The organism is Wenjunlia vitaminophila DSM 41686, from assembly GCF_000380165.1.
GTDB lineage: Bacteria > Actinomycetota > Actinomycetes > Streptomycetales > Streptomycetaceae > Wenjunlia > Wenjunlia vitaminophila.
Genome location: NZ_KB904654.1, coordinates 23,778 through 50,112 on the forward strand (window position 1 = coordinate 23,778; position 26,335 = coordinate 50,112).

General features: G+C 72.1%; 19 protein-coding genes. 5 read left to right on the forward strand and 14 right to left on the reverse strand.

Features of this window, described 5'->3' with window-relative positions; genetic code table 11:
• Positions 1-94: 94 nt before the first annotated feature.
• Positions 95-376: an HPr family phosphocarrier protein gene (locus A3IG_RS0106870; RefSeq protein WP_018382809.1), complete on the forward strand. Its 282-nt coding sequence runs from the start codon at positions 95-97 to the stop codon at positions 374-376.
• Between the two features lie 79 nt (positions 377-455).
• On the opposite strand, the gene A3IG_RS0106875 is transcribed toward A3IG_RS0106870, so the two are convergent.
• Together A3IG_RS0106875 and A3IG_RS0106880 are read right to left on the reverse strand one after the other, a co-directional pair.
• On the reverse strand, positions 456-1,841 hold the full coding sequence (locus A3IG_RS0106875) for a M16 family metallopeptidase (protein WP_018382810.1): 1,386 nt from the start codon (positions 1,839-1,841) through the stop codon (positions 456-458).
• Entirely contained in the window at positions 1,838-3,220 is a 1,383-nt protein-coding gene (locus A3IG_RS0106880) for a M16 family metallopeptidase (RefSeq protein WP_018382811.1), read from the reverse strand. Before A3IG_RS0106880 ends, A3IG_RS0106875 begins: the two co-directional genes overlap by 4 nt.
• 196 nt (positions 3,221-3,416) lie before the next feature.
• On the opposite strand from A3IG_RS0106880, the gene A3IG_RS0106885 reads away from it, so the two are divergent.
• Positions 3,417-5,873: a DNA gyrase/topoisomerase IV subunit A gene (locus tag A3IG_RS0106885; RefSeq protein ID WP_018382812.1), complete on the forward strand. Its 2,457-nt coding sequence runs from the start codon at positions 3,417-3,419 to the stop codon at positions 5,871-5,873.
• 69 nt (positions 5,874-5,942) lie between these two features.
• Here the strand turns inward: A3IG_RS0106885 and A3IG_RS0106890 are convergent, their stop codons facing one another.
• Positions 5,943-8,063: a DNA gyrase/topoisomerase IV subunit B gene (locus A3IG_RS0106890; protein ID WP_018382813.1), complete on the reverse strand. Its 2,121-nt coding sequence runs from the start codon at positions 8,061-8,063 to the stop codon at positions 5,943-5,945.
• Between the two features lie 506 nt (positions 8,064-8,569).
• On the opposite strand from A3IG_RS0106890, the gene A3IG_RS0106895 reads away from it, so the two are divergent.
• Positions 8,570-8,800, forward strand: a complete 231-nt coding sequence (locus A3IG_RS0106895) for a DUF7455 domain-containing protein (protein WP_018382814.1) — start codon at positions 8,570-8,572, stop codon at positions 8,798-8,800.
• 60 nt (positions 8,801-8,860) lie between these two features.
• On the opposite strand, the gene A3IG_RS0106900 is transcribed toward A3IG_RS0106895, so the two are convergent.
• The 6 genes from A3IG_RS0106900 to A3IG_RS28805 all read right to left on the reverse strand — a co-directional run bounded on the left by A3IG_RS0106900 (position 8,861) and on the right by A3IG_RS28805 (position 18,051).
• Positions 8,861-9,694 carry a S1 family peptidase gene (locus A3IG_RS0106900; protein ID WP_051087412.1) on the reverse strand — a complete coding sequence of 278 codons (834 nt, stop codon included), beginning with the start codon at positions 9,692-9,694 and terminating at the stop codon, positions 8,861-8,863.
• Positions 9,695-9,996: 302 nt separating this feature from the next.
• On the reverse strand, positions 9,997-11,616 hold the full coding sequence (locus A3IG_RS0106905; RefSeq protein WP_018382816.1) for an RNA polymerase sigma factor: 1,620 nt from the start codon (positions 11,614-11,616) through the stop codon (positions 9,997-9,999).
• 496 nt (positions 11,617-12,112) lie between these two features.
• The gene (locus tag A3IG_RS0106910) at positions 12,113-13,054 is read right to left on the reverse strand and encodes a FadR/GntR family transcriptional regulator (RefSeq protein WP_040910973.1); all 942 of its coding nucleotides are present in this window, start codon (positions 13,052-13,054) and stop codon (positions 12,113-12,115) included.
• Positions 13,055-13,110: 56 nt separating this feature from the next.
• Complete coding sequence (locus tag A3IG_RS28800) at positions 13,111-15,447, reverse strand: ATP-binding cassette domain-containing protein (RefSeq protein WP_018382818.1); 2,337 nt, start codon at positions 15,445-15,447, stop codon at positions 13,111-13,113.
• Between the two features lie 108 nt (positions 15,448-15,555).
• A complete protein-coding gene (locus tag A3IG_RS0106920) occupies positions 15,556-16,293 on the reverse strand; it encodes an NUDIX hydrolase (RefSeq protein ID WP_018382819.1) in 738 nt (245 codons plus the stop codon).
• Between the two features lie 621 nt (positions 16,294-16,914).
• Entirely contained in the window at positions 16,915-18,051 is a 1,137-nt protein-coding gene (locus A3IG_RS28805; protein WP_018382820.1) for a DUF4192 domain-containing protein, read from the reverse strand.
• A 183-nt stretch (positions 18,052-18,234) separates the two neighbouring features.
• Here A3IG_RS28805 and A3IG_RS0106930 point away from each other — a divergent pair, with 183 nt between their 5' ends.
• On the forward strand, positions 18,235-20,427 hold the full coding sequence (locus A3IG_RS0106930) for a RecQ family ATP-dependent DNA helicase (protein ID WP_018382821.1): 2,193 nt from the start codon (positions 18,235-18,237) through the stop codon (positions 20,425-20,427).
• Positions 20,428-20,742: 315 nt separating this feature from the next.
• Positions 20,743-21,333, forward strand: a complete 591-nt coding sequence (locus A3IG_RS0106935; RefSeq protein WP_018382822.1) for a hypothetical protein — start codon at positions 20,743-20,745, stop codon at positions 21,331-21,333.
• 128 nt (positions 21,334-21,461) lie between these two features.
• Here A3IG_RS0106935 and A3IG_RS35820 read toward each other — a convergent pair whose 3' ends face one another.
• The 5 genes from A3IG_RS35820 to A3IG_RS28810 form a co-directional block, all read right to left on the reverse strand.
• On the reverse strand, positions 21,462-21,788 hold the full coding sequence (locus tag A3IG_RS35820) for a hypothetical protein (RefSeq protein ID WP_018382823.1): 327 nt from the start codon (positions 21,786-21,788) through the stop codon (positions 21,462-21,464).
• A gap of 395 nt (positions 21,789-22,183) precedes the next feature.
• A complete protein-coding gene (locus A3IG_RS0106945) occupies positions 22,184-22,933 on the reverse strand; it encodes a ribonuclease HII (RefSeq protein ID WP_018382824.1) in 750 nt (249 codons plus the stop codon).
• 101 nt (positions 22,934-23,034) lie between these two features.
• Positions 23,035-23,934 (reverse strand): ADP-ribosylglycohydrolase family protein, encoded by a 900-nt coding sequence (locus tag A3IG_RS0106950; protein ID WP_026219978.1) that lies wholly within the window; start codon positions 23,932-23,934, stop codon positions 23,035-23,037.
• 143 nt (positions 23,935-24,077) lie between these two features.
• Positions 24,078-24,722, reverse strand: a complete 645-nt coding sequence (locus tag A3IG_RS0106955; protein WP_018382826.1) for a dihydrofolate reductase family protein — start codon at positions 24,720-24,722, stop codon at positions 24,078-24,080.
• Between the two features lie 132 nt (positions 24,723-24,854).
• Positions 24,855-26,249, reverse strand: coding sequence for a serine/threonine-protein kinase (locus tag A3IG_RS28810; protein WP_051087409.1), 1,395 nt, complete (start codon positions 26,247-26,249; stop codon positions 24,855-24,857).
• Between the last annotated feature and the right edge of the window lie 86 nt (positions 26,250-26,335).

The window sequence follows — 26,335 nt, forward strand, 5'->3', positions numbered from 1 at the left end:
CTGGTTGGTGGCCCCGGGAACGGCGTCGTCCGGGCACCGCGCACACCACCCCTAAGGTGGTCTAGACGAATGATTTCCGTCGAAGGGCAACACCATGGTTGAGCGCCGCGTCACCGTCGGCTGGGCCGAGGGGCTGCACGCACGCCCCGCCGCCGTCTTCGTCCGGGCCGCGACCAGCACCGGCGTTCCGGTGACGCTGGCCAAGGCGGACGGGAACCGGGTCAATGCCGCCAGCATGCTGGCGGTCCTCAGCCTCGGGGTGCGGGGCGGCGACGAGGTCGTCCTGACCTGCGACACCGCCGACGCCGAGGTGGTGCTCGACCGCCTGGCCCGGATGGTCGCCGAGGGCCTGGACGAGCTGCCGGAGACGGTCTGAGCCGTCCGGCCGTGAGCCGCTCGGGCGGGGCGGCGGCGACGAGGAGTCGCCACCGCCTGCCACGGCAGCCCCGAGGGCGCTAGCTGATCACCCGCACGGGACCGATGCCCAGCTTCTCCACCGACTCGGTGATCTTGGCGGCGTCCCCCACCAGGACGGCGACCAGCCGCTCCGGCGGGAACGCCCGGACCACCGCCGTCGTCGCCTCCACGGTCCCGACCTCGGTGAGCCGCAGGTACACCTGGGACTGGAAGTCGTCCGGCAGGAACTGCTCGACCTGGTCCGCCAGGGTGCTGGCCACCGACGCCGCGGTCTCGTACTTCAGCGGGGCGACGCCCACCAGGTACTGCACGGCGGCCTCCCGCTCCTCGTCGGTGAGGCCCTCCTCGGCGAGGGTACGCAGCACCCGCCAGGTGTCCGCGAGCGCGGGCCCGGTGACCTCGGTGGCCACCGAACCGGTGATCGCCAGCACGGATGCGCCGACGCCCTCGCTGGTGGAGCGCAGCACCTGCCCGAATGCCCGGACCCCGTAGGTGTAGCCCTTCTCCTCCCTGAGCACCCGGTCCAGACGGGAGGTCAGGGTGCCGCCCAGGCAGTAGGTGCCCAGCACCTGGGCCGGCCAGGCGCGGTCGTGCCGGTCGGTGCCGATGCGGCCGATCAGCAACTGCGTCTGTACCGACCCCGGGCGGTCCACGATCAGCACCCGGGCCTGGTCGTCGGCGATGATCGTCGGCGCGGGCTCCGGCTTCGCGGGCTCGCCGCTCCAGGCACCCACGGTGTCCCGCAGCGCACGGTCGAGGTCGATGCCGGAGAGGTCGCCGACCACCACCAGCGTGGTGCCGGCGGGCCGTACCTGGGCCTGGTAGAAGGCGCGCACCGCGGCGGCGTCGATCCGGGCGACCGTCTCGCTCGTGCCCTGGCGGGGACGGGAGATCCGCTGGTCGGCCGGGAACAGCTCGGCGTACAGGGCGATCGCGGCGCGGCGCCCGGGGTTGGCCAGCTCGTGCGGGATCTCGTCGAGGCGGTTGGCGACCAGGCGTTCCACCTCGTCGTCGGGGAACGCGGGGCTGCGCAGCGCGTCGGCGAGCAGGGCGAGGCCGCTCTCCAGGCGGGACGCCGGGACCTCGAGCGAGACCCTGACCCCGGGGTGGTCGGCGTGGGCGTCCATGGTGGCACCGCAGCGCTCGAGCTCCGCCGCGAACCCCTCAGCGGTGTGCCGGTCGGTGCCCTCGGAGAACGCCCTGGCCATGATGGTGGCCACACCGTCAAGGCCCTCGGGCTCCGCGCTGAGCGGGGAGTCGAGCAGCACCTCGACCGCGACCACCTGCTGCCCGGGCCGGTGGCAGCGCAGCACCGTGACGCCGTTGGGCAGGGTGGACCGCTCCGGTGCGGGAAAGTCCCACGGCTTGGCCGGGCCCGGCTCGGGCCGCGGGTGGAAGGTCATGGTGGCGGTGGCGTCGGTCACTGCTCGGCCTCGGCTTCCTCGTCTGACTGGTCCTCGTCCTGCTCGCCCCGGGGCCCGGTGGGCTCGTACACCAGGACGGCCCGGTTCCGCGGGTGCAGTCGTTCCGCGGCCACCGCCCTGACCTCCTCGGCGGTGACCTCCAGGACCCGGTCCACGGCGCTGAACGCGAGCTGCGGATCACCGAAGAGCACGGCGTAGCGGCACAGCTCGTCGGCGCGCCCGCCGACGGTGGCCAGCCGGTCCAGCCACTCCCGTTCGATCTGGGCCTGGGCACGCTCCAGCTCCTGGGGGGTGGGTCCCTCCTCGGCGAAGCGGGCCAGCTCCTCGTCCACGGCCGCCTCGACGCTGGGGACCTCCACTCCGCTGGACAACTTGACGTCCAGCCAGCCCAGCGACGGTGCCTGCGCGAGCCGGAGCAGGCCGAAGGCCGCACCGACGGCGAGCCTGTCCCGCCGCACCAGGCGGTTGTGCAACCGGGAGGACTCGCCCCCGCCGAGCACCGTGAGGGCCAGGTCGGCGGCGTCCGCCTCGCGGGACCCGTCCTGCGGCAACCGGTAGGCGGACATCAGGGCGCGCGCCGGCACCTCCTCCTCGACCACGGACCGAACCTGGTCGCCCAGCACCTCGGGCAGGGAGCCGTCCCGGGGCGCGGGCTTGCCGTCGTGCGCGGGGATGGAGCCGAAGTACCGTTCGATCCAGGCGAGGGTCTGCTCCGGTTCGATGTCGCCGACGACCGCGAGCACCGCGTTGTTCGGCGCGTAGTACGTGCGGAAGAACTCCCGGGCGTCGTCGAGTGACGCCGCGTCGAGGTCGGCCATCGAGCCGATGGGCATGTGGTGGTAGGGGTGGCCCTCCGGGAACAGCATGGCGAACAGCCGCTCGTAGGCGGTGCCGTAGGGAACGTTGTCGTACCGCTGGCGGCGCTCGTTCTTCACGACGTCCCGCTGGTTGTCCAGGTTCTCCTGGTCCAGGGCGCTGAGCAGGCTGCCCATGCGGTCGGCCTCGAGCCACAGCGCCAGCTCGACCTGGTGCGCGGGCATCGTCTCGAAGTAGTTGGTGCGCTCGAAGCTGGTGGTGCCGTTGGCCGAGCCACCCGCGTTCTGCACCAGCTCGAAGTGTCCGTTCCCCGGCACGCTCGCCGAGCCCTGGAACATCAGGTGCTCGAAGAGGTGCGCGAGCCCGGTGCGGCCACTGACCTCGTGCCGGGAGCCCACGTCGTACCAGAGGCAGACAGCGGCGACCGGCGTGAGGTGGTCCTCGGAGAGCACCACCCGCAGTCCGTTGGCGAGGCGGTGTTCGGTGGCGGAGGGCCGGCTGGGCACCGAGGGTGCCTGCGGGGTCGCCACCGGGCCGGTGTCCGGCGTGGCCGTCTGGGCCATGGGTACGAGTCCTTCCCGGTCGCTGGTACGGGCTGCCTGCACCCTACTGCCCCGTGGTGACAGGCGCCTCGAACCGCCGCTGGCAGCGGTGCCGCGCCGGGCCGGAGGCCGAGATGTCCGCCGCTGGGTCCACAATGGAGCCCGCCACTTCCAGGCTCGTCGCACCCGCACAGGAGAAAAAGGAGCACCGGGACCGATGGCCCGCCGCAGCACCAAGACCCCGCCGCCGGACGACGCGTCCGAGGAGCGCATCCTCGACATCGACGTCGTCGACGAGATGCAGGGCTCCTTCCTCGAGTACGCCTACTCGGTGATCTACTCCCGCGCACTCCCGGATGCCCGGGACGGCCTGAAGCCCGTACACCGTCGCATCCTCTACCAGATGGGGCAGATGGGCCTGCGCCCCGACCGGGGGTACGTCAAGTGCGCCCGTGTCGTCGGTGAGGTGATGGGGCGTCTGCACCCGCACGGCGACGCCTCGATCTACGACGCCCTGGTGCGGATGGCCCAGCCGTTCTCGATGCGTCTGCCGCTGGTCGACGGGCACGGGAACTTCGGTTCCCTGGGCAACGACGACCCTCCAGCGGCGATGCGGTACACCGAGGCCCGGATGGCGCCGGCCGCCACCCTGATGGTCGAGTCCATCGACGAGGACACCGTCGAGTTCTCGCCGAACTACGACGGCAGCGAGTCGGAACCCCAGGCGCTGCCGAGCGCGTTCCCCAACCTGCTGGTCAACGGCTCCTCCGGGATCGCGGTCGGCATGGCCACCAACATGCCGCCGCACAACCTGGGCGAGGTGATCGCCGCCGCCCGGCACCTGATCCGGCATCCGGACGCGGACCTGGAAGCCCTGATGAGGTTCGTGCCCGGCCCCGACCTGCCCACCGGCGGTCGGATCGTCGGCCTCGAGGGCATCCGCGACGCCTACGAGAAGGGTCGTGGCACCTTCCGCATCCGGGCCACCGCCTCCATCGAGAACGTGACCGCGCGCCGCAAGGGCATCGTCGTCACCGAACTCCCCTACAACGTGGGTCCCGAGAAGGTCAGGGCCAAGGTCAAGGACCTGGTCGCGGCGAAGAAGCTCCAGGGCATCGCCGACCTGAAGGACCTCACCGACCGCGAGCACGGCCTTCGTCTGGTCTTCGAGATCAAGAACGGCTTCCACCCCGAGGCGGTACTCGAACAGCTCTACAAGCTGACGCCGATGGAGGAGACCTTCGGCATCAACAACGTGGCGCTGGTGGACGGGCAGCCACTCACCCTCGGGCTGAAGGAACTCCTCGATGTCTATGTGGACCACCGCTTCACCGTGGTGCGGCGGCGCAGCGAGTTCCGCAGGTCCAAGCGGCAGGACCGGCTGCACCTCGTCGAGGGGCTGCTCATCGCGCTGGTGGACATCGACGAGGTGATCCGGATCATCCGGGCCAGCGAGAACGCCGCCCAGGCGAAGGAGCGCCTGATCGACCGCTTCTCACTGACCGACACGCAGACGCAGTACATCCTCGACACCCCGCTGCGCCGCCTCACCCGGTTCGACCGGCTCGAACTCGAGCAGGAGAAGGAGGAGCTGAGCACCGAGATCGCACGGCTCACCCGCATCCTGGAGTCGGACGCCGAGCTGCGCAAGGTGGTCTCCAACGAGCTCGCCGCGGTGGCCAAGAAGTACGGCACCGAACGGCGCACCGTGCTGCTCGAGTCCTCGGCCCGGCCGGTCGAGCCGGTTCCGCTCCAGGTTCCCGACGACCCGTGCCGGGTGCTGCTCTCGTCCACCGGCCGGCTCGCCCGCACCGCCACCGACGAGGCGTTCGGGCCCGAGCCCAGCCGGCGGTCCAAGCACGACGTGATCGTCTCCGTGGTGCCGGCGACAGCCCGGGGCGACGTGGGGGTGGTGACGTCGGCGGGCCGGCTGCTGCGGCTGTCGGTGGTCGACCTGCCCACGCTGCCGTCAGGCAGCAACGCGCCGAACCTCTCGGCCGGGGCGCCCGTGGAGGAGTTCGTGACCGTGGCGGCAGACGAGACGGTGTTGGGCCTCGCCACCCTGGACGAGTCCTCCCCAGGTCTCGCCCTGGGCACCGAGCAGGGCGTGGTCAAGCGGGTGGTGCCGGACTACCCGGGGAACAAGGACGAGTTCGAGGTGATCTCGCTCCGGGAGGGCGACCGGGTGGTCGGGGCGGTGGAGCTCCGGACCGGCGAGGAGGACCTGGTCTTCATCACCACGGACGCGCACCTGCTGCGCTACCCGGCGGGGCAGGTGCGCCCACAGGGCCGGGCCGCCGGTGGCATGGCCGGGATCAAGCTCGGGCCGGACGCCTCGGTGCTGTCGTTCACCGCGGTGGACCCGGCACTCGACGCGGACGTGGTGACGGTCGCCGGGGTGACCGACGCGTTGGCCGGCACCGGGCAGGGCACCGCCAAACGCACCCCGTTCGAGAACTACCCGCGCAAGGGGAGGGGCACCGGAGGGGTGCGCTGCCAGCGGTTCCTCAAGGGCGAGGACGTCCTTGTCTTCGCCTGGGCGGGGCAGTCACCGCCGCGGGCGGCGTCCGCGGAGGGCGCTCCAGCAGCACTGCCGGAGCGCGATCCGCGGCGGGACGGCTCCGGCGTACCCCTGAGCAAGCCGGTGGCGGTGGTGGCGGGGCCGCTGCGGTAACGCCGCCGCGCCTCCTGCCCTTGGCCCCCGCGCGGGGGCCGAGGGCAGGGGGCAGGGAGGCGAGTGCGGTCAGGTGTCGATGCGGGAGTGGTCCAGGGTGGCCGCCGAGCTGACGATGAACTCCTTGCGCGGAGCCACCTCGTTCCCCATGAGCAGGTCGAAGACCTGCTCGGCGGCCTCCAGGTCACCGAGGTTGATCCGGCGCAGCGTCCGCTGCCGGGGGTCCATCGTGGTCTCTGCGAGCTGGTCGGCGTCCATCTCCCCGAGGCCCTTGTAGCGCTGGATGGCGTCCTTGTACCTGGTCCCCCTGCGCTGGAGTTCCAGCAGGGTGCTGCGCAGCTCGTTGTCCGAGTAGGTGTACAGGTAGCGGTCCTGCCCGCGCCTGGGGTTGCTCAGTTCGATCCGGTGCAGCGGGGGGACCGCCGCGAAGACCCGGCCCGCCTCCACCATGGGGCGCATGTACCGCTGGAACAGGGTCAGCAGCAGGCACCGGATGTGCGCCCCGTCGACGTCCGCGTCCACCAACAGGATGATCTTGCCGTAGCGGGCCTGGTCGATGTCGAAGGTGCGACCCGAACCAGCCCCTATGACCTGGATGATCGCCCCGCACTCGGCGTTCTTGAGCATGTCGGAGACCGACGACTTCTGGACGTTGAGGATCTTGCCTCGGATCGGCAGCAACGCCTGGAACTCGGAGTTCCGAGCCAGCTTCGCGGTGCCCAGCGCGGAGTCGCCCTCGACGATGAACAGCTCACTGCGGTCCACGTCGTCGCTGCGGCAGTCGGCGAGCTTGGCCGGGAGCGACGACGACTCCAGGGCGGTCTTCCGGCGCTGCGCCTCCTTGTGCTGCCGAGCGGCGATCCGAGTCCTGGAAGCCGCGACCACCTTCTCCATCACCGCGCGGGCCTGCTGCCGGTCGTCCCGCTTGGTCGAGGTGAGGAATGCCTTGAGCTCCTTGGACACCACGTTGGCCACGATCCTGGAGGCCGCCGAGGTGCCCAGCACCTCCTTGGTCTGTCCTTCGAACTGCGGCTCGGCCAGGCGGACGGTGACCACCGCGGTCAGTCCCTCCATGGCGTCGTCCTTGACCACGTCGTCCTCGGCGACCCGGAGCAGCTTGGCGGAGCGCAGCACCTCGTTCATGGTGCGGGTGACCGCCCGTTCGAAACCGGCGAGGTGAGTGCCCCCCTTGGGGGTGGCGATGATGTTGACGAAGGAGCGGACCGTGGACTCGTACCCGGCGCCCCAGCGCAGGGCGATGTCCACGCCGAGCTCGCGGGTGACCTCCGTCGGCGTCATGTGGCCGAGGTCGTCCAGGACCGGGACGGTCTCCTTGAACGTGCCCTGGCCGGTCAGCCGCAGTGTGTCGCACACCGCCCGGTCGGGGGCGAGGTACTCGCAGAACTCACTGATCCCGCCGTCGTACCGGAAGACCTCCTCGGTCGGCTCCGCCTCGTCGATCCCCCGCTCGTCGCGGACCACGATGGTCAGCCCGGGGACGAGGAAGGCGGTCTGCCTGACCCGTGCCTGGAGCGTCTCCAGGGACAGCCGGGCGTCGCGGAGGAAGATCTGGCGGTCGGCCCAGTAGCGGATCCTGGTGCCGAGGCGGGTCTTGGGCACCTTGCGGGTCTTGCGCAGGCCCGTCGCTGGTTCGAACGGACTGTCCGGCCCCGACTCGGTGAAGATCCCGGGCACACCGCGGCGGAAGCTGATCTCGTGGGTACGACCGCCCCGGTCCACCTCGACGTCGAGCCGGGCGGACAGGGCGTTCACCACCGAGGCTCCCACGCCGTGCAGCCCGCCGGAGGCGGCGTAGGAGCCACCACCGAACTTGCCGCCCGCATGGAGCTTGGTCATCACCACCTCGATGCCGGACAGGCCGGTCTTGGGCTCGACATCGACCGGGATGCCGCGGCCGTTGTCCCTGACCTCGACGGAGCCGTCCTGGTGGAGCAGGACATCGATGCGGTCGCAGTAGCCGGCGAGGGCCTCGTCGACGGAGTTGTCGATGATCTCCCACAGGCAGTGCATCAGTCCACGGCTGTCAGTGGACCCGATGTACATCCCCGGGCGCTTGCGGACGGCCTCCAGGCCCTCGAGGACGAGCAGGTGCCGCGCGGTGTAGTTGGAGCCGTCGCGGTCCGCGCCGGTGAGCAGTGCGGTGGACGACACGGTGGATTCGGCGGTCACGCGGGTGCAGCTCCTCGTCTGTCCGGAAAGGCGCCTCGCCACTGGGGGCGGGGCTGGTGGGGTGCGGGCATCCCCGATGTGGGGGGTGTCGCAGCGTTCACCGGTGAGCAGGGTACCCAGGTAGGCACCATGAGTTCGCCCGCCACCCGGTAACCCCGCATGTTACGCCCCTCTCATACATGCGTTCGATTTTCTTGCGGACGGGTTCGAGCAAACCATCGATGCCACTGTCGAGTGATGGAAATATCACGCCCATCTCGAGGCATGAACCATTTAGGCTTCGGGCACGTCACCCTCGACAGCGGTGAGACGCCACCGCAGGCGACAAAACGGACAATTGATAACAAATGAAACCAACAACAGTACAACGGCCCTAATCGCCGCCACCTGGCAACATCCGGCCTCCTTGGCAGCAACTTTGCGGAGAAGCCACGAGCGGGAACGTTTTCGGCCTGGTTGGATGTTGACCCTGGTACGACAGCTCGTCGAGCTAGAGAAGAGGCGACGTGACTACAGTTCTGACCCCCGCAAGCCCGCTGACCGCAGCCGACCGCTGCGACCGCTGCGGCGCCCAGGCTTATCTGCGCGTCGTTCTCATCAGCGGTGGCGAGCTGCTCTTCTGCGCGCACCACGGCCGCAAGTTCGAGCCCGAACTGAAGAAGATCGCAGCGGAAATACAGGACGAGACCGGTCGACTCACCGCCACCCCGGCGACGGCCGGCGAAGAGGAGCGCTGATTCCGGCACCCACGACGAGCCAGGACCGGCATTGAGTCCGGCCACCGACGGCCACCCGGTTCACCCTGGGTGGCCGTCCGTCACCATGGGTGCCCGTAAGTGCCGCCCGAGCTGGGCGGCCACCTCCGTCATCGTGGACATCCGGACGTAGACCCCTGGAAAACCGGGGTGGGCGCAGCCACTGCCCCAGGAGACCAGCCCGACCAGCACTCCCCCGGCCACCAGCGGCCCCCCGCTGTCACCCTGACAGGCGTCCCGACCCCCACCCCTCGTGCCGGCACAGATCATCGACGAGGCGACGAACGTCCCCGCTTCGCTGCGCCGGTAGGCCCGCTCGCAGGTCCGTGCGGGGAGTACCGCCACGCGCGCCCTGCGCAGGGTGTAGCTGAAGTCGCCCTTCCCCGTGATGTCACCCCAGCCATAGACCTGGGCGGACGCCCCGGTGCGGGTCAGGTCCGCGTCGCCGGCCCCGGCCACCCGCGGAACGCTGCCCCCGGGGAAGCGCACCCGGCCCGCCAGAGTGATCACGGCGATGTCGTTCTCGTTGGTCTGCGGGTCGTAGCCGGGATGCACCCACACCCGGAGCACCTCGATCTCCCGCCCCCGCGAGCCGCGCAGGTCCGTGCGCCCCACCACCACCCGCACGTCCGAGACGTCCTGCACGGGCCCGCCGGAACCGTCCTCGCTCAGACAGTGCGCCGCGGTGACCACCTTCTTCGGGGACACCGCAGCGCCGCCGCAGAACTGCCCGGACCTCACGGTGCCAAACCGTTCCCTGCTGGCGAGCGCAACCACCCAGGGCACCGCCTCGGTACTCACGCCCTGCCCTCCGACCACGCTCGGTGACGCGAGCGCGGAGGTCGCGGGGAGAACGCAGAGCACCGCGAGCGACATCCCCCCGACGGAACCGTACCGCCCCCTCCGAGAAGCGCCGCGGACGCCGCCGAGCACTCCGGTGGCCCGACGGGCAACCAGGCCGAGGACCGCCACGCCCGCCACACCTCCTCGCACACCGCGAGCGACTACGCACTCAGCGTAGCCGCCATGGCGGGTCGAGGCATCGGCAGGGCGTCCATCGGGCGAACCGGAACGGCTGCCCCGGCGCGCTCGCCTGAGCAGCCGACGCCCCCGGGGCTGAGCCAGCCCCGGGGGCGTCCAGTAAGCGGCGGCAGGAGGCCGACCGGAACCAGCCGTTTCTAGTCGAGGTAGTCCCGCAGCACCTGGGAACGGGACGGGTGGCGCAGCTTCGACATGGTCTTGGACTCGATCTGCCGGATGCGTTCCCGGGTGACGCCGTAGACCTTGCCGATCTCGTCCAGGGTCTTCGGCTGTCCGTCGGTGAGCCCGAACCGCATCGAGACCACACCGGCCTCGCGCTCGGACAAGGTGTCCAGCACCGAGTGGAGCTGTTCCTGCAGGAGGGTGAAGCTGACCGCGTCGGCCGGCACGACCGCCTCGGAGTCCTCGATCAGATCACCGAACTCGCTGTCGCCGTCCTCGCCGAGCGGGGTGTGCAGGGAGATCGGTTCCCGACCGTACTTCTGGACCTCGATGACCTTCTCCGGGGTCATGTCGAGTTCCTTGGCGAGCTCCTCCGGGGTGGGCTCGCGGCCCAGGTCCTGGAGCATCTGACGCTGCACGCGCGCGAGCTTGTTGATGACCTCGACCATGTGCACCGGGATGCGGATGGTCCGCGCCTGGTCGGCCATGGCCCGGGTGATCGCCTGGCGGATCCACCAGGTGGCGTAGGTGGAGAACTTGTAGCCCTTGGTGTAGTCGAACTTCTCCACCGCCCGGATCAGGCCGAGGTTGCCCTCCTGGATCAGATCGAGAAAGAGCATGCCGCGACCGGTGTACCTCTTGGCCAGCGAGACGACCAGTCGGAGGTTCGCCTCCAGCAGGTGGTTCTTGGCGCGACGGCCGTCCTCGGCGATGATCTCGAGCTCACGCTTGAGCTTGGGTGCGAGCTTGTCCGCGCTGGACAGCTTGTCCTCGGCGAACAGGCCGGCCTCGATCCGCTTCGCCAGCTCCACCTCCTGCTCGGCGTTGAGCAGCGGAACCTTGCCGATCTGCTTGAGGTAGTCCTTGACCGGGTCCGCGGTGGCGCCGGCTGCTGCGACCTGCTGCGCGGGGGCGTCGTCCTCGTCCTCGTCGGAGAGCACGAAACCCTCCGACTCGGGGCCGTCCGGGGCGTCCTCGCCGGGCTTGCCCCCGACCAGCGCCTCGTCCAGCACCTCCTCGCCGTCAACCGGCTCTTCGCTCTTCTCGGCCTTCTTCCCGGACTGCTTCTTCGCCGCCTTCTTCGTGGTGGTCTTCTTGGCGGCGGTCTTCTTGGCCGGGCCGGCCGCCCGCGCCGGCGCGGCGGCCTTCGCCGCGGCCCGCGGCGTGGCCGAGACGGCGGCCGCCTCCAACCCCCCCGCGGTCTCGACCGGGGCTTCCACGGCCACCGACTTCGCCGGGGCCGCGGTCTTCACGGCTGCGGTCTTCCTGGTCGCGGTGGTCTTCGCGGCAACGGTCTTGGTGGCGGTGCGCTTGGCCGGGCTCTTCGCTGCGACGCTCTTGCGGGTGCGCTTGGGAGCCGCCGAGTCTGCGGCACTGACCATCAGCGTCACACCCTCCTCGTCGAGGACCTGGTTGAGGCTGCGCAGAACGTTCTTCCACTGGGTTGCCGGGATCTGGTCCGCTTCGAAGGCCTGCCGCACGTCATCGCCGGCGATCTGGCCCTGTGCCTTGCCCCGCTCGATGAGCGCCTGAAGATGCACGGACTCGGCGATCTCCGGCGGGAGCGTACGGGATGTGCTGGCCGACACGAACAACCTCTCGGAACGATGGAAACGACATCCGACCTCACTCGCACTCGGCGAGAGCCACCCACGGCCGGTCACTCCGGTACGTGAAGGTTCTCGGCGAGCTTCCCCCCGTTGACACCACATGTCGTCGCGCCCGGGACGGGTCGGTCTTGGACTTGCCTCCGGCGCGATGGAGCGCCCTCGGCATGCGTGGAGCCGCGTAGCAACACAGCATTGTGACATTCACCTGTATTCCTGAAGCGGCCACCACCTCTTACGTCATCGCGCTCCCCCACCAAGTGTTACGCCTCCCCTACGTGGCTCCGGTCACACCCCACAAGGGGCGAAAGCTATCAAAGTCCGACAGAAAGAACGATGATGAGAGCCCGGTCAGCCGAGAACGCCGCCGCCGGTCCCGAAGGACCTGGCGGCGGCGTTCTCAGAGCGGTCGTCGAGCCGGTGCCCGCGGCACCGGCGGTGGTCGCGGCACTCATGGCGGTACGGCGGCGGCGTGGCCGGTTGTTCAGTGCTCGCGGGGGGCGGGCACCACGTGATCAACATCTGGGTGGACGGTGAGCAGGGAACGCATCGCCCCCTCGGCCGCAGCGCCGTCACCGGAGCCCAACGCGTCGACCAGCCGCGCATGCAGACCCACGGAGGACTCCGACGGACGCTCACATCCGGTTGCCGGGCCGCCGGAGACCTGGAGTGCGGCGGAGACGATTCCCGCGAGGTGCTCCAGCATGCGGTTCCCGGCGATCTGGAGGACCAGCGTGTGGAACTCGACATCGGCACGGGCGAAGGTGACGCCGTCGCCCTGACCCACGGCATGCCCCATGATCTCCACCATGTCGATGAGGCGCTGCTGGACGTCGTCCCTGCCGTGGCCGGCGGCCAGCCGAGCGGCCAGTGGCTCGATCGACCAACGCAGCTCGAACAGTTCGCGGCGCTGGTCATCCCGCTGCGGACCGAAGGCCCGCCACTCGATGATGTCCGGGTCCAGCAGATTCCAGTCGCTGACCGGACGTACCCGGGTACCGACGTTGGGGCGCGCGCTGACCAGGCCCTTCGCCTCCAGCACGCGCAGCGACTCGCGCACCACGGTGCGGGAGACCTCGAAGCGCTGCCCGATCTCTTCCGGGACCAGGGGGCGGTCGGCGCCGAGGTCTCCGGAGACGATCATCTGTCCGAGCTGCTGGACGAGCTGGCCGTGCAGGCCCCGCCCCCGGCTGCCGCTGGCCCGGCGGCCGACCCGGCCCATCTCGGAGTCCGGGCCGTCCCAGGCTGCGGGCCCGGGGCGCTCCCCCGGGGGAGCGTCGACGAGGGAGAAGCGGTCGAGCTCGCCCGAGCCCGGCAGGCTGGGATCGGCCGGGCGAGCCGTGGTCATCGTGGTGTGCGCAAGGGTATTCACGCATCCTTTGTCGGCGATGTCCCTCACACCCTTGAGCGCTTTGCAGAAAAGCACACGAAAGGGTGATCGCCCACCACCAGGATATTGACGCTTTATCAGCAAGAATCAGTCTATCCCGGGAATCGCCACCCTGTTCGTCGACGCACCGTCAGGGCGATGTGGATCAACAACAGCACCAGCAGGGTGAGCCCGTAGGTACAGGCCGCTGGCCCCGCCGCGAGGACGCGGGCTGCCTCGCCGGCCCCGACCAGCGGGCCGCCCCCACCGGTGGCGAGCGCCCCGACCGCCTGCCGGAACAGGCCCAGCGTCGGCCCCAGCAGCGGTTGGTCGGCGAGCCAGCCGACCATCGGCTCCACCAGTACCGGAACGGCCAGCACCCACAGGGCCCCGACCACGGAGGAACGGAACAGCGCCGCGGCCAGCAGCCCCACCCATGCCGAGCCCACCACCAGGACCGCCCACCAGGTGAGCAGGGGCAGCACCGGACGGGGCACCGCCCCGCCCTCCGGGTCCACGGTGTACCGGACCCCCAGCGCGTTCACCGACAGGGTGGCCGCGGCGAGCAGCAGCGCGCACACCGCGGTGGCCACCAGCTTGGCCAGGAGCAGCCGCAGGCGTCGTTCGACCGAGACCTGGGCGGGGGCCAGCGCGGGGTAGCGGAACTCCTGGCCGAAGGAGAGGGCACCGAGCAGCCCGGCACCCAGCGCGGCAGGCGGGAGCGGCAAGCCGGGCAGCCACGAGGTCAACAGCCGTTGCAGGTCCTCGTGCCGGCTGGCGGCGTAGGTGCCGCGGCCGAGCAGGAGGGTGACCAGCAGGCCCGCGCACAGCGCGACGGCGAGGGTGAGCCAGGTGGAACGGACGCCGGTGAGTCGGTGCCACTCGTAGCGCAGCAGCCATGTGCCGCCCGGGAACGGCAGGAAGGAGCGGGCCTCGGACGGCACCGTCTCGGTGGCGGGTGCGGGCACGCTGGCGGGCTCGGTGGGCCGACCGCCGGGGTCGCGGGCACCGGCACAGGCGGGTGGTCGGGGCGGGGTGCCGGCGCCGGCACCGCCGCCGGCGGGCGGGCCGGGGAGGGCGGTCGCCACCGCGCTGGCGGGGGTGGGCTGTGCGGTCGGCACGGTGCGCGTGGCGGAGGTGGAGGTGATGATGCCGGTGAACGGCGTCGTGGGCGCACCGGCGCTGGCGGAGCGTGGGGCCGGGCGACGACCGGCCACGCCCTGCGGAGCGGCGGAGGCCCCGAACGACACCTCCCGGAAGGGCACCACGCCGCCAGGTGTCCCCGGCCAGGGCCGAAGGCCGTCCTTCCCCACGGCGGAGGGCAGGATGAGGGCCCCACGGATGGCGGGCGGAGAGGTCAGGGGCGCCGCGGAACTGATGGTCCGGAGCCCGGCCCTGGCCGCGATCAGCGCCCTGCCGTGGCCCGCTGGCGGGATCTCCGTCAGGGGCCCCACCGCCGCTGGGGCAGCCGCCTGGCCCGTGGTGAGCAGCACTGTGGCGCCCGAGGGAGCCTCCGTGCCGCTGGCCGCGGCGGTGACGGCAGGGCGGGGGCCGGCCAGCGAGGTGATCGGGGCGACCGAGGAGGCGGGCGGCGGACCCGCCTCGACGGCCTCGTCCGTGAGTTGGTGCAGCATGATCCCGTGGCGGAACGCGATCTCGCCGACCCGCGCCCGTTCAGCGCCGAGCACGATCACACAGGAGCCGCCCTCCCGGACCGTCTCCAGTCCCTGCGCGGCGAGCAGACGCGCCAGGTGCTCGGCCCGCGGGCTGCGCACCACCACTCGGGGCTGCAGCCCGGTCCCGGTGAACTCGCCGACCGGTTGGTCAGCGACCAACCGCCCCCGGTCGATCCGGACCACGTGATCGGCGAGCGTCGACATCTCCCCGGCGTCATCGCCCGTCACCACGACCGTGCCGCCCTGGTCAGCGAAGGCCCGCAGCAGTGAGCGCATCCAGACGGCCTCGCGCCGGGAAAGACCCGCGGCCGGCTCGTCCAGGACCAGGCAGTACGGGTCGCCGAGGAGGGCCGCTGCCAGTCCCAGGCGGCGGTCCATCCCCACCGAGAAGGAGGCCAGACGCTGCCTGGCGACCCCGGTCAGACCGACCAACTCGAGCGCCTCTTCGGCGCGGGTCGGGGGAACTCCCGCGGCGGCCGCGAGCATGCGCAGGTACCCGACGGCGGTCCGGCCCGGACTGCCCGGCACGTTGCCGAGCAGCACACCCACCTCACGGGCCGGGTGGTGCAGCCGGTGCAGGGCACGGCCGCCGAACAGTGCCACGCCGCGCCCCCGTTGCAGGCCCAGCATGAGCCGCAGGGCGCTGGTCTTGCCGGACCCCGGCCTGCCGAGCAGACCGGTGATGCCGCCGGGTCGCGCCTCGAAGGTGAGGTCGCTGACGGCGGGTTCGCCGTTACGACGGCACAGGCTGGTCAGACCGATCACCTGGATCATCGTGCTCCCTGGAGCCGGAGGGCCGCGCTTGCCATCCCAGTGCACAATAACCGACATATCGGACCTATCGGACAGGTCTTCCGTAACGCCTGCGTGTCCCGCCCGGGCTCAGACCTCAGGACGCAGCATCGGCGGATTCAGCACGGTCGCTCCTCCGGCGCGGAACAACTGGGCGGGGCGACCGCCCTGACGGGTGGTCGTCCCGCCAGTGGGCACGAGGAAGCCGGGGGTGCCCGTCACCTTGCGGTGGAAGTTGCGCGGGTCGAGCGCGACACCCCAAACCGCTTCGTAGACCCGGCGGAGCTCTCCGACGGTGAACGAGGGAGGACAGAAGGCGGTGGCCAGGGAGGAGTACTCGATCTTCGCTCGGGCCCGCTCCACCCCTTCGGCGAGGATCTGGGCGTGGTCGAAGGCGAGGGCACTGCCGTCCCCACTGCCGAGGAGTTCGCCGACCTGGGCCCAGCGGGCGCTCCGCGCGTCGCCGCCGGCCCGGGGCGCCGGCAGGTCCGGGGCGAGCACCAGGTGCGCCACGCTGACCACGCGCATCCTGGGATCGCGCTGGGGGTCACCGAAGGTGGCCAACTGCTCGAGGTGGGCGCCGGGCCCCCCGCTCGACCCGGGCGACTGGGCACGCAGCCCGGTCTCCTCGGCCAGTTCCCGTGCGGCTGCCGCGGCAAGGTCCTCGTCCGCCCGGACGAAACCACCGGGCAGCGCCCACCGCCCCTGGAACGGCGGCTCGCCACGGCGGACCACGAGCGCGGACAACACGTGCTCACGCACGGTGAGAACCACCAGGTCCACGGTGACAGCGAACGGCGGGAAAGCCGACGGGTCGTAGGGCGACATGGCGTGATCATAGTCGTCTGCCTGACGATAAACAGGAGATCGCGCACGTGCTCCACGCTCGGGCCGCAAAGGGCCGAAAACAGCTCCCGGAGGGACGTGTTCACCCTCGCCGCGCGCTCTGGGCCCGGCCTGCGCGACCCGTCGGCGAGCGAGCCGGCGGGGGCGCTGGACGGCGCGACCCCGGCCCCTTCACCGCCGGCCCTTCGCTCGGGAGCCGCCCTGGGACACCATCGGCGCGACGCCCTGCGGTCCACCCCTCCAGGGGCGGGGGCCACACGGGCGTTCGCCCACGGTTGACCGCCGTGGCCCCCGGCCGGGGCGACGCCAAGGCGGCGTGGCCGTCCAGCCAGGAGCAGCCGAACCGCTGCCCAGGGAACCGCCCGCGGTCGGCGACGAACACCAGCGCCGGCCCGTCGGCGCAGACGGCAGCAGCGTGAACCGGCAAGGAACCCGGCCCGCTGCCCGTCGGGGGTTCGCCCCGGCCGTGCCGGCGCTCCTCGGGTGCGGTGTCCGGAGCAGGCGGCACGCCGACGGGCGGTCCGCGCCCACCGGACGGGGGCGCACACCCACCAGGGCGCCCCGGGACGGGGCTGGCGCTCCGCGCGTCGTCGCCCACCGGGCTCAACCCCGTCCATCGCGCTCCTCGCGCAGGCACCGGCGCAGCGGCTCGGGATCGAGGCCACCGTTGCACGCCTCGTGGAGCAGGCGGGCGAAGGTGTACTCGGGATCGAGGGTCAGGGCCCGGCGGAAGGCCACCTTCGCCTCGGCCGGGTCCCCCAGGGACCAGGCCACCCACCCGGCCAACGTCACTGGTGCGGCGGCGTGCTCCAGATAGGGCGCCACGCACCGCCGGGCCAGCGCCCGCCACAACCGCAGGGCCGGCTCGGCGTCGGGCAGCTCCATCCACTCCGCGGCGCGGTCACGGGCGGTCCTGTCCTGGAGGCCCAGGATGATGGTCGCGGCCTCGTGGTCGTCGAGGATCGCGTCGTCCCTGCGGTCCCGCTCGTCCTCGGAACCGCCGCCGGACGGGGTCTGCCGGAACCGCTCCAGCGCGGAGGCCAGCAGCACCGCGGTCTCCTCCCGCACCTCCGCCGCGCAGGCCTGGTCCACCAACCGGGGCACCACGTGGCGCGACGCCTCGTGCAGGGCGCGTGCCTGGCCCTCCGCCGCACCGCCAGGGACCGGGAGGAAACGGGACTCCATCTCGCTGAGTGTGCCCCGGACCCGAATCCCGGCGTACGCGGCCGCCGCTGCCATCACGGACGTCCCCGGCTGCCTGACCGGTGTGCCCGCGCCGGAGCAGCGGTCGTCGTCGGCGCAGACGTAGGACCACCACCGCCCGTCGCTGACGCACAGCGCCTCCCAGACCGGAACCTCCAGCGCGCCGCAGGCCAGTCGTAGGGCTTGGGCCAGGGGACGGAGCTCCTCCATGACCGCCCGCGCTTCCGAGCCGGGAGCCGGGTCCCGGCAGAGATAGACCACGATGCCGTCGGGCCTGCCGGCGCGGCGCTCACTGCCGTGCACCAGGTGGTGGGCGAGCAGTTCGGCGGTGGGTCGCCACTGGGCGGGGTCCTGTGGGATGCCCACGTGCAGCCGTGCGCCGAAGCGCCCGTGCGGGCGGTGCAGGGCCATCAGCACCACGCTGTCGTCCGGGCGGAAGCCCATCAGGTAGGGCAGGGCGTCCGCCAGGTCCGCCGAGTCGCTCAGGGTGACGTGGGGAACGGTGGGAATCTGCGGAACGGTGGTGTGCGAAGTCATGGCCCGACGATGACGCATCTCGGCGCGGCGCGGGGAAACCAGCATCCAGCCTGTGGATAACTCGGGCCGACCAGGAATACGCGTCACCCACAAGGGTGAATTCCTATCTTTTATCCACAGTCAGTGCCGCTGTCGGGGTCCCGCCCCGACGACCTGTCGGCTCGACGGGGTTACATGGACGGCATGAGCGACACTCTCCGTCTCACCGACCGGGCGGCCGTCCGCGAGCGGGCCGACGCCGTGCTCCGTGACCTCGTCTCCGCACCCGACGGGGCGGCTCGGCTGCGGGACGACCAGTGGCGGGCCATCGAGGCCCTGGTGATCGACCGCCGTCGGGCCCTGGTGGTCCAGCGGACCGGCTGGGGCAAGTCCGCGGTGTACTTCGTGGCCACGGCACTGCTCCGGGCGTGCGGGGCCGGTCCCACGGTCATCGTCTCCCCGCTGCTGGCCCTCATGCGGAACCAGATCGACGCCGCCGTCCGGGCCGGCATCCGCGCCCGGACGATCAACTCGGCCAATCCCGAGGAGTGGGAGCAGATCCAGGCCGAGATCAAGGACGGGGAAGTCGATGTCCTCCTGGTGAGCCCGGAACGCCTGAACGCCGTCGACTTCCGGGAGCAGGTGCTGCCGGCGCTCACTGCCTCCACCGGCCTGCTCGTGGTGGACGAGGCGCACTGCGTCTCGGACTGGGGCCACGACTTCCGGCCCGACTACCGCAGGCTCCGCACCATGCTGGACGACCTGGCGCCAGGTATCCCCGTGCTGGCCACGACCGCGACCGCGAACGCCAGGGTGACCGCGGACATCGCCGACCAACTCGGCACCGGTCTCGCGCCGACCGGGGACGCCGGCGCCCTGGTGGTGCGCGGCCCACTCGACCGGGAGAGCCTGGCACTGGGTGTGCTGGCCCTGCCGGACCCCGCGCACCGCCTGGCCTGGTTGGCGGACCACCTCAACGATCTGCCGGGCGCGGGCATCATCTACACCCTCACCGTCGCCGCCGCCGAGGAGGTCACCGCGTTCCTGCGGCAGCGGGGACACGTGGTGGCCTCGTACTCCGGCCGCACCGAGGACGCCGAGCGGCGCTCCGCGGAGGCCGACCTCCTCGCCAACCGGGTGAAGGCCCTGGTGGCCACCTCCGCTCTCGGCATGGGATTCGACAAGCCGGACCTGGGCTTCGTGGTGCACCTGGGCTCACCCCAGTCCCCCATCGCCTACTACCAGCAGGTGGGCCGTGCCGGAAGAGGCGTGGACCGCGCCGAGGTCCTGCTGTTGCCGGGCCGGGAGGACGAGGCGATCTGGCGGTACTTCGCGTCGCTGGCCTTCCCCGCCGAGGAGCAGGTCCGGACCACCCTCGACGCGCTCTCCGGCTCCGACGCCCCGCTGTCCACACCGGCACTCGAGGCCCGCGTCGACCTACGGAGGTCCCGCCTGGAGACCATGCTCAAGGTCCTGGACGTGGACGGGGCGGTCCGTCGGGTACGCGGCGGCTGGACGGCGACGGGCCAACCCTGGTCCTACGACGCCGAGCGGTACGCCAGGGTGGCTCGCGCACGTGAAGCGGAGCAGCAGGCGATGCGCGACTACGTCGCCGACGCCGGCTGTCGGATGGAGTTCCTGCGCAGGCAGTTGGACGACGACGGCGCGGCGCCCTGCGGTCGCTGCGACAACTGCACCGGGGAGCGTCGCGGCCCCCAGGTCCTGGCCGCCACGCTGGAGGCGGCCCGCAGCGCACTGGGGCGGCCCGGGGTGGAGGTGGAGCCCCGCAGGATGTGGCCGACGGGACTGCCAGCGGCGGGCATCGACCTCAGGGGCCGCATCCCCGTCGAGGAGCAGGCCTCGGTGGGCCGCGCGCTGGGTCGCTTGTCCGACATCGGATGGGGCAGTCGGCTCCGCCCGGTACTCACCCCGGGGGCACCGGACGGGCCCGTCACCGAACCGGTCGCCGACGCGGTGGTCCGGGTGCTCGCGGACTGGGCGCAGGGGCCCGGAGGCTGGGCGAACGGTGACGGCCAGGGTCCCGGCCGGCCGACGGGGGTGGTGACCGTAGCGTCGGGCCGACGGCCCCAACTCGTGGAGAGCCTGGCCGGGCGGATTTCCGCTGTGGGCCGGCTGCCGGTTCTGGGTCGGGTGGAGTACGCCCCGCACCGCCGTGACCCCGGGCCCCGGAGCAACAGCGCGCAGCGGTTGCGGGCACTCGTTGACGCGTTCGTCATACCGCCCGGCCTGGCCGCGGCGTTGGCCGCGGCGCCGGGCCCGGTGCTGCTGGTGGACGACCTCGCCGACACGGGGTGGACCTTGGCGGTGGTTTCGAGGCTGCTCAGGCGAGCCGGGGCGACGGCGGTCCTGCCCCTGGTCCTGGCCGTCCAGGGCTGATCGTCAGGCGGAGGAGCAGCGGACTGCCCGGGACGAACCGACCCGTCTGGCGCGGGGGCGGTCCACACGGCGACCCGGGCACCGGACAGCGCCGAGGGCACAGCACCAGGGGGCAGCGCTGGGGGGCAGCGCTGGGGAACCGTGGCACGGCCGGGGAGCGGCGACGGCGATCAAGGTCACCCGCTCGTTGCCGACGGCCTCGCGGTACGGGGAGAATGAACGAGGTATCCCCGGCCCGGCTCGAACGAGCCCTTCCTGGCTCGGCTGCGCATCCGCGCGCCTGTTCGTCGGGGCGCGTGCTGCAAGGGAGGCTCCGTGACCACCGGCTTCTCACCCGCTCCCGCGGGAGCTTCCGCCAGCGCCGGCCGGCGTCTGGAACCGGAGGACTGGTCCTCGATCGGCGTCGCCCTGCTGCGCGACCCCCGCCAGGTCGTGACCGACCTGCACTCCCGTCACCTGCCGAGCGTCGGCATGGTGGTGGTCGGTGTCCTCGATCCCGACCAGCACACCGTGGCCAGCGCGTCGTTCAGCCCGCGCCAGGGCGCCAACGACGGGTGGGAACACCGCAACGCCCTGCTGTGGCACCTGCGCCGGATCGTCCCGCACGACCTTCGCCGCCGCATACCGGTGCGCAGCGGCGTGCTGTTGGTGTGCCGCGAGGGCGAAGGGGGGTGGACCGAGGCGGACGGGGCCTGGATGTGGGGGCTGCGGGACGCGTGCGTGTTGCACGGGCTGCGTTGCGGTGCGTATGTGACGCTGACCGCGCAGGGCTGGCACGTGCTGGGCGACGGACGTTCCGGCCGCAACCCGCACGCCGGCTCCTGGGCTCCGCGGGCCGCGGACGGTGCGGCCCTGCGTCCGGTGACCGGGGCCATGGGCGCCGCGCGTCGCACCGCTGCTCGGTGATCCGGGCGGTGGCCCACGGCGCCGAAGGGGGACGGTGAACGACGGGCCCTGACGGGACGCCGTCGCTCAACGGCACGTTCGACGGGGCCGCTCCCCGGCGCTGGCGGGCACCAGGGTCGCGGCCAGGGTCACAACAGGGTGCGCAGCCGCTCGGGATCGCCCACGACGATCAGTTGGCTCTTGGCCCGGGCGAGGGCAGCGGGCAGGGCCTGCGCGGCCTCCTCGTCCGTGCCGCCGTTGACGGCGAGCACCACGACGCCGCGGTTCGCGGCCCGCTCGGCGGAGGCGTGGGCGTAGAACACGTCCTCGCCCTCGTCCTGCTGTCGCCAGTACGAGTCCTCACCGAAGGAGAGCTCGTGGCTCTGCCAGGGATGGGGGTCCCCGGTGACGAGCACCAGGATGTCGCCCGGCGCCCGCCCGCCATCAAGCAACGTGTCCACCATCTCGTCGGCCACATCGAGAGCGGTCGGGGTGGTGGCCGGAACCAGTTCGATGCCCGCGGTTTCCCGCGTGGAGCGAGCCTGCGGCGCGGGGGAACGCGAAGGCCCGGGGCGGCCGGGGCCGGGGTGAGTGGTGCGGTTCGTACCACGCTGGGGGGTGGGCCGGGGGACGGCGGGTCGAGGACCAGGGGCCGGTACAGGGCGAGGGGCCTGCGCGGTTCGGCCACTTCCGGCCGGTGGAACGCGGGGCCCCGGGACATTCTCGCGGATCTGCGGCTCCTCGGGGATGAGAGGCATAACCCGTTGTCTATCAAATGGTGAAGGACTGCGCAGCGTCGGGCCTCCGTCTGAGTCCGAATCGAAGCCGATCTGAGCCCATCCGAGGGTCGGTCAGGACCGAGCGCATCCAGTCACCAAGTGATCTGTAGCTGTTCTGCTCCTTGCTCCGCGCCTGCCGAGGCCTCCATCAGCCCCTGCTCCGGGAACGTGCCGGGCCCACCCGCGGGGAGACGCGTCTTCTTCAGGTGCCGCCAACGGGGCAGGGCGTCCATGTACGCCCACGAGACCCGGTGGTGGGGCGTCGGACCGTGCTCGACGAGCGCCGCCCGGTGTACGGGAGAGGGGTAGCCCACGTTGTCCTGGAAGGCGAACGCCGCGTACTGGGGTGCCAGTTCGGCCATCAGCGCGTCACGCCGCACCTTGGCCAACACCGAGGCCGCGGCCACCGCGACACACGACTGGTCGCCCTTGATCACCGTGCGGACCCGCCACGGCAGGCCCAGGTAGTCGTGCTTGCCGTCCAGGATCACCGCGTCGGGACGCACCGGCAGCGACTCCAGGGCACGGACCGCGGCGAGCCGCAGGGCCGCGGTCATGCCCAGTTCGTCGATCTCCTCGGGCCAGGCGTGCCCGAGGGAGAAGGAACTCACCCAGCCTTCCAACTCCGCGGCCATTTCCTGCCTCCGCGGCGGGGTGAGCAGCTTGGAGTCGGTCAGGCCCTGCGGGGGTCGGCGCAGCCCGGTCACCGCCGCGCCCACCGTGACCGGTCCGGCCCATGCCCCGCGGCCGACCTCGTCCACCCCGGCCACCACCGTCGCCCCGGCCCGGCGCAGGGACCGTTCGACGCCGTGGGTGGGTGGTGGCACGGAGGAAGGCGGCATGCGGGCCAGCCTAGCGCCGCTGCGGGGTCACCTCGTGCGGGTTGGGCAGCCGGACACTGCGGCGTGCGTGGCGGTGCCGTGGAACCCGCGCCGCCGCCCGGTCAGCCGGACGGAGCAGGAACCCAGTCGGGCAGCGACTCGGTCAGCCCGGTCCAGTCCGCCGGGGGCTCCCCGCCCGTTCCCGCGGCGACGATTCCGCCGACGATGGCGCAGGTGGTGTCGACGTCGCCGCCCGCCTCCGCGGTGGCCCAGAAGGCGCCTTCGAAGTCTCCGAGGTGGCGGGCCGCCGCCCACAGCGTGAACGGGACGGTGTCCTGGGCGCTGGTGTGCCGACCGCATCCGAGGACGGCGGCCACCTCCCGCGGGTCGTCGTGGTCGAGCATGTCCCGGGCCCGGCGCGTGCCTTCGTGCACCGCGCCGCGCGGCACCAGCTCCAGCACCTCGCTGAGCACGACGAGGGGGTCCGGTAGTCCCGGGGCTCCGGCCACCAGCGCGGCGGCGACCGCGACCGCCACGGCCCCGGCCACCGCCTCGTCATGCGTGTGGGTGACCGTGGCCGATCGTTCCGCCTGCTGGGCCGCCGTCTCCGGCTGCCCGGCGAACCACGCACCCAGGGGCGCGACGCGCATCGCCGCCCCGTTCCCCCAGGAACCCTGCCCGTCGAACAGCCCCGCGGCCAACTCCCGCCAGTCACCGCCCTCCCGCACCAGCCGGAGCATGCGGTTGACCGCGGGCCCGTAGCCCCGGTCGAAGTCGTGTCGGTCGGCAAACGCCCGCGCCAACGCGTCCTGGTCCACGGCACCGTGGCCGGCCAGGACCGCCACGACCGAGCAGGCCATCTCGGTGTCGTCGGTCCACTGCCAGGGGCCCGGCGGCAACGAACGGTCCGACAGCGCCTGGCGGTTCTCGGGAACGAAGAACTGTGAGCCGAGGGCGTCGCCCACGGCAAGTCCGCGCAGACACGCGCGGGTCTGGACGAGTCGACCGGGATCGGGAGTCATTGCCGGGAACTCTGGCACCGTCCCGGGGAGTGGTCAATCGCCGCACGCCCGCCAGGGCCGGCCGACCCCTCGGGGCGCGACTCGACGGCCCGCCGCGGAGCGGCCCCGGGAGGCGGACGGCCGCGGCCAGCTCCGAGGCCGGCTCACTTCCGCCAGAACAGGTGGTGCGTCATACCGCTGGGGCTGGGCACGACCTCCAGGTGGAACCGGTCGAGCAGCTCGTCGGGGGAGTCCCAGAGCCGCAGCCCGGACCCGAGCTTCACGGGCGAGACCGCCACATGCATGGTGTCGACGAGGTCGGCGTCGAGGAACTGCCGGATGGTGGTGACCCCGCCGCCGAGTCGGACGTCCTTGCCCTGCGCCGCCTCCCGCGCCTGTCCGAGGACCGTGGCCGGGTCGCCGTCGACGAAGTGGAACGTGGTGTCGGAGAGCGTGAACGAAGGACGCTTGTGGTGGGTCATGACGAATACCGGAGTGTGGAACGGGGGCTCATCCCCCCACCAGCCGCGCCACTCGTGGTCCTGCCAGGGCCCGCGCTGGGGCCCGAACTTGTTGCGGCCCATGATCTCGGCGCCGATGTTGCGGGCGAAGTCCCGCGTCAGGTAGTCGTCGAGGCCCCGGCTCCCCCCTGGGTCGGTGCGCATGGGCCAGCTCGCCGTGGCGCCGGCCCAGGCGAACAGCCTCTGGGGATCGACATGGCCGAACGGTCTCTCAAAGCTCTGGTCCTCACCAGCACCGATGCCGTCACTTGAGACGGTGAAATTCTGGACTCTCAAAAGCTGAGCCATGTGTTCCTCCAGTGTTCTGGGACAACGGTGATGAGACTCTCCGGGCCGGCAGAACTCATCGCCGCGTCCGCCGCCGGCCAGGAACTGGCCCACCCGGCGTCCGATCTATGAACTTTGCGGGGTTCGTGCAGCCTAGCCCAGCCGGAGGCACCAGCGCTTCGTCGCCGGCAGCGCCGCCGTGACCACCGCGGCGACGGCCGAGACGGCCAGCAGCGGGCCGATGACGTAGGCGAGTACGGCGACGGACGGCGGCCCTCCCGCGACCTGGTACTGCACGCTGACACTCAGGCCGTGCAGGGCCGCTGGCGCGCCGGCCGCGACGATCACCCGGCGGCCGGCTGGCCGGCGCCGGAACAGCAGCAGCGCGCCGGTGGCGAGCGCGGCCGCCTCCACGATGCCCAGCACCATGTTCATCGCGATCAACCTGGTGGGCGCGGTGGGGTCCTGGAAGTACTGGATGGTCCTGCCGACCATGTACAGCAGTCCCGGGAGGCACAACAGGGCCAGCGTCCCGGAGGCGGTCGCGGTGCCGCCGGACGGGCTCCCGTCCGAGGGCGCGGGGCGGTACGGGGCGAACGTCGGTGCCGGGACCGGCCGCGGGAGGACGGGGCCCGGCCCGGGGACGGGGACCGCGGGCGGCGTGTGCGGCCGGGTCGGGGCGTCCGCCGGGGTGCCGGGGCCCGGTACGTGGTCGAGGCGGCGCAGTGCCTGGGCGAGGTCGGCGGCGTCGGGGTGCCGGTGCGTGGGGTCCTTGCTGAGCAGGGTGCTGACGAGGTCGTCCCAGGTGGGTGGGATGCCCGCGCGCACCGCGCTGGCGGCGGGGGGCTCCTGGGTGAGGTGGGCGGTGAGGTAGCCGACGGTGTCCGGGGCCCGGAACGGCAGTCGGCCGGTGATCAGCTCGAACAGCACACAGCCCAGCGCGTACAGGTCGCTGCGCGGCTCCGGGTAGCCCCGGGCCTGCTCGGGCGCCATGTACGGGGGCGTGCCCACGATGAAACCGGTCTGGGTGAGCCGGTCCGCGGTCGCGTAGGGGTCGGCGGCCCTGGCGACGCCGAAGTCGACGACCTTCACCCTGCCGGAGGGCGTGACGAGGACGTTCGACGGCTTGATGTCCCGGTGCAGGACCCCGGCGGCGTGCGCCTCGGCGAGGGCGTCACCGATCTGCGCGCCCCACCGGGCCGCGTCCTTCAGGTCCACGGGGCCCCGGCGCAGCACCACGTCCAGGCCCTCGCCCCGGACCAGCTCCATCACCAGGAACGGGACCCGGTTCTCCGCGGTGCCGGTCTCGCCGAGGTCGTGGATGGTCACGATGTTGGGGTGCTGCAGCCGGGCGGTGATCCGGGCCTCCCGCAGGAACCGGGCGCGTGCCTCGCCGCCTCGGCTTCCGCCTCCGGTGAGCAGGGAGATCACCTTGACGGCGACGGGCCGGTCCAGTGTCTCGTCCCGCGCCTCCCACACCTGCCCCATCCCGCCCTCACCGAGCTGTCGCAGCAACCGGTAACGGTCCCCCAGGAGCTGGTCCCGCATGGCAACGCCTCCCCCGTGTCGAACATGCCGCGCCCCGGCCGCTGGCCAACCGGCGCGTGGGCATCATGGCGTGAAGACGACGCGGC

Coding starts and splice junctions, on each gene's coding strand:
- A3IG_RS0106870 (WP_018382809.1), top strand. CDS start 95: ATGGTTGAGCGCCGCGTCACCGTCGGCTGGGCCGAGGGGCTGCACGCA.
- A3IG_RS0106880 (WP_018382811.1), bottom strand. CDS start 3,220: ATGGCCCAGACGGCCACGCCGGACACCGGCCCGGTGGCGACCCCGCAG.
- A3IG_RS0106885 (WP_018382812.1), top strand. CDS start 3,417: ATGGCCCGCCGCAGCACCAAGACCCCGCCGCCGGACGACGCGTCCGAG.
- A3IG_RS0106900 (WP_051087412.1), bottom strand. CDS start 9,694: ATGTCGCTCGCGGTGCTCTGCGTTCTCCCCGCGACCTCCGCGCTCGCG.
- A3IG_RS28800 (WP_018382818.1), bottom strand. CDS start 15,447: ATGATCCAGGTGATCGGTCTGACCAGCCTGTGCCGTCGTAACGGCGAA.
- A3IG_RS0106920 (WP_018382819.1), bottom strand. CDS start 16,293: ATGTCGCCCTACGACCCGTCGGCTTTCCCGCCGTTCGCTGTCACCGTG.
- A3IG_RS28805 (WP_018382820.1), bottom strand. CDS start 18,051: ATGACTTCGCACACCACCGTTCCGCAGATTCCCACCGTTCCCCACGTC.
- A3IG_RS0106930 (WP_018382821.1), top strand. CDS start 18,235: ATGAGCGACACTCTCCGTCTCACCGACCGGGCGGCCGTCCGCGAGCGG.
- A3IG_RS0106945 (WP_018382824.1), bottom strand. CDS start 22,933: ATGCCGCCTTCCTCCGTGCCACCACCCACCCACGGCGTCGAACGGTCC.
- A3IG_RS0106950 (WP_026219978.1), bottom strand. CDS start 23,934: ATGACTCCCGATCCCGGTCGACTCGTCCAGACCCGCGCGTGTCTGCGC.
- A3IG_RS0106955 (WP_018382826.1), bottom strand. CDS start 24,722: ATGGCTCAGCTTTTGAGAGTCCAGAATTTCACCGTCTCAAGTGACGGC.
- A3IG_RS28810 (WP_051087409.1), bottom strand. CDS start 26,249: ATGCGGGACCAGCTCCTGGGGGACCGTTACCGGTTGCTGCGACAGCTC.